The organism is Burkholderia sp. 3C, assembly GCF_054589155.1.
This window is the reverse complement of record NZ_BAAILN010000092.1, coordinates 454,595-457,594: the sequence shown is the minus strand read 5'-3', so window position 1 is coordinate 457,594 and position 3,000 is coordinate 454,595. Positions and strand designations below refer to the sequence as shown.

General features: G+C 69.0%; 4 protein-coding genes. All 4 read left to right on the top strand.

What is annotated here, in order from left to right; translation table 11 throughout:
• Positions 1 to 115: 115 nt before the first annotated feature.
• Entirely contained in the window at positions 116 to 433 is a 318-nt protein-coding gene (locus tag ACYP33_RS18390) for a Dabb family protein (protein WP_414445500.1), read from the top strand.
• 5 nt (positions 434 to 438) lie between these two features.
• Positions 439 to 921, top strand: coding sequence for a PaaI family thioesterase (locus ACYP33_RS18385; RefSeq protein ID WP_414445499.1), 483 nt, complete (start codon positions 439 to 441; stop codon positions 919 to 921).
• A gap of 124 nt (positions 922 to 1,045) precedes the next feature.
• Complete coding sequence (locus ACYP33_RS18380) at positions 1,046 to 2,044, top strand: NADP-dependent oxidoreductase (RefSeq protein ID WP_459623153.1); 999 nt, start codon at positions 1,046 to 1,048, stop codon at positions 2,042 to 2,044.
• Positions 2,045 to 2,124: 80 nt separating this feature from the next.
• On the top strand, positions 2,125 to 3,000 hold an 876-nt coding region (locus ACYP33_RS18375), incomplete at its 3' end, for an alpha/beta hydrolase (RefSeq protein WP_459623151.1).

Here is a 3,000-nt window from a genome sequence, read left to right as displayed (position 1 = left end):
CGGGCGGTCGCATGTCGGCCGTTCGCGCCGCCCGCAAGTTTGGTAGGCTTCGGGTCTGAATGGCCGGCGCATGCCGGCTTCGGCAACCCCTCGACTCGTCAAGCAGGAAGGCACCATGATTCGTCACATCGTGATGTGGAAACTGAAGGAATCGGCAAACGGCGCCACGCGCGCCGAGAACAGCGTCACGCTCAAGCAGAAGCTCGAAGCCTGCCGCGGCATCGTGCCGGGCCTGCTCTACCTGGATGTCGGCCTCGCCACCGATGGCCTCGAAGCCACCTACGACGTGGTGCTGGTGTCCGAATTCACCGACAAGGCGTCGCTCGACGCCTATGCCGTCCACCCGGTTCACGAGGAAGTGAAGAAGTTCGTCGGCCTGGTGCGCGAATCGCGCGAGTGCATGGATTATCTCGTCGACCACGCGGCGCGGTGAGCGGCATGAGCACCACCGGCACTCCGCGGCAAACGCCGCTCTCGATCGAAAGCCCGTTTGTCGACGCGCTCGGCGTGAAGCTCGTCACGGCCAAGGACGGCGCGAGCGAGATCATGCTGCCGCTGGCCGAGCAGCACATGAACACCTGGAGCATCGCGCACGGCGGCGTGACCATGACGCTGGCCGACGTGGCGCTGGCGATGGCCGCGCGCAGCCTGACCGACGACGGCGTGGGCGTGGTCACGGTGGAAATGAAGGTCAACTTCATGCAGCCGGGGCGCGGCGAGTTGCGCGCCTACGGCCGCGTGATGCACCGCTCGACCACCATGGCCTATTGCGAGGGCGAGGTGCGCGACAGCGAAGGCAACTTCGTCGCCAAGGCGGTGGGCACGTTCAAGTACATGAAACGGCTGGCGGTGGGCCGCGACATCGCCCGGCAGCGCTCGCGCACCGATCCTGGCGCGAAACCGGGGCCGAGCGACGCCTGAGCGCCCCCGCATTCCCACGGCCCCGCCCGCAACGGCGGGGCCGCTTCGTTTGGCGCGACGCCCGGCGCGCCAGACATGCTTCAAGACGCATCTACGCATCACGATCGACGATCAGGAGACAGCGATGACAGACATCAATCGGCAGGTATGGCTCGTATCCCGTCCCGACGACGCAGCCCGCCTCGACAATTTCAAGCTGGTGGAAACGCCGCTCGCGCCGCTTGAGGACGGCGAGCTGCGCGTGCGCAATCATTTCCTGTCGCTCGATCCGTACATGCGCGGCCGGATGAGCACGGCGAAATCGTATGCGGCGCCGCAGGCACTCGATACCGTGATGATCGGCGAGACGGCCGGCGAGGTGATCGAATCGCGTCATGCGGGCTTTGCCGTCGGCGATCGCGTGACCGGCATGTTCGGCTGGCAGACGCACGGCACCTCGAACGGCGCCGGGCTGCGCAAGATCGGCGCGAGCGGCGTGCCGCTGTCGGCCTATCTCGGCGTGATCGGCATGCCGGGCGTGACGGCCTGGTACGGGCTGAACCGCATCATCGAGCCGAAGCGCGGCGAGACGGTGGTGGTCAGCGCGGCGAGCGGGGCGGTGGGCAGCGTGGTCGGGCAACTGGCCAAGCGCGCCGGCTGCCGCGTGATCGGCATTGCCGGCGGCGAAACCAAGTGCCGCTTCGTGGTGGAGACGCTCGGCTTCGACGCCTGCGTCGACTACAAGGCCGGGCGCATCGCCGAGGATCTGGCCGCGGCCGCGCCGGACGGCATCGATGGCTGCTTCGAGAACGTCGGCGGCCCGGGCCTCGACGCGACGCTCGCGCAGATGAACGCGTTCGGCCGGATCGCCGTATGCGGCATGATCGCCGGCTACGACGGCCAGCCCGCGCCGATCACGCAGGCCACCGCGATCCTGCGCGCACGGCTGCGCGTGCAGGGCTTCATCGTCACCGAGCAACTCGATTCGTGGCCGCAGGCGCTGGGCGAACTCGAGGCGCTGGTGGCGAACGGCGAACTGCATTACCGCGAGACGATCGCGCAGGGCATCGAGCGCGCGCCCGAGGCGTTTCTCGGCATGCTGAAGGGCCACAACTTCGGCAAGCAACTGGTCGCGCTGACCTGACCCGGGCGGCGTGCGCCTGCCATGAATCGGGTTGATCCGGTTCGCGGCGCACACCGCCGCGTTCCCGACTTTTCCCGCCCATGCCGTTGAATCCCGACATCGCCCGCGTGCTCGACATGATCGAGCGCACCCGGCAACCGTCCTACGCGTCGCAGACGCCGCAAGCCGTGCGCGCCGCTTATGCGCGCAGCGCGCCGATCCTCGATCTCGCGCCCGCGCCGATGGCCTCGGTGGACGACCTGAGCGTGCCGACGCGCGACGGCGCAACGATCCGCGCGCGGCTCTATCTGCCGATCGAACCGAGCCTGGCCGAACCGCTGCCGGCGCTCGTCTATTTCCACGGTGGCGGCTTCACGATCGGCAGCGTCGACACGCACGACGCGCTGTGCCGGATGTTCGCGCGCGACGCGCAGTGCGCGGTGCTGTCGGTCGATTACCGGCTCGCGCCCGAGGCGACGTTCCCGACCGCCCATGACGATGCCGACGACGCGTTCGCGTGGCTGCACCGGCACGCCGGCGAATTCGGCCTCGACGCGGCGCGGCTCGCGGTGGGCGGCGATAGCGCGGGCGGCACGCTGGCCGCGGCGGTCGCGGTGCTGGCGCGCGATCGCGGCCTGCAGCCACGGTTGCAATTGCTGATCTATCCGGGGTTGACCGCCTTCCAGCAGACGGCCTCGCATGCGCGGCTCGCGCATGGCTATCTGCTGACGGCCGAAACGATCCAGTGGTTTTTCTCGCAGTACGTGCCGAACCGCGCCGATCGCGAGGATTGGCGCTTCGCGCCGCTCGACGGCATGCGCGGCGCGCCGTCGTTCGCGGGTCTGGCGCCGGCCTGGATCGCGGTGGCCGAATACGATCCGCTCTGCGACGAGGGCGAGGCCTATGCGGACAAGCTGCGCGCGGCCGGCAACGCCGTCGCGCTGGTGCGCTACGACGGCATGATCCACGAGTTCTTC

Excerpts from the sequence above, each read along its gene's own strand:
- ACYP33_RS18380 (WP_459623153.1), top strand. The coding sequence starts at position 1,046 with ATGACAGACATCAATCGGCAGGTATGGCTCGTATCCCGTCCCGACGAC.
- ACYP33_RS18390 (WP_414445500.1), top strand. The coding sequence starts at position 116 with ATGATTCGTCACATCGTGATGTGGAAACTGAAGGAATCGGCAAACGGC.
- ACYP33_RS18385 (WP_414445499.1), top strand. The coding sequence starts at position 439 with ATGAGCACCACCGGCACTCCGCGGCAAACGCCGCTCTCGATCGAAAGC.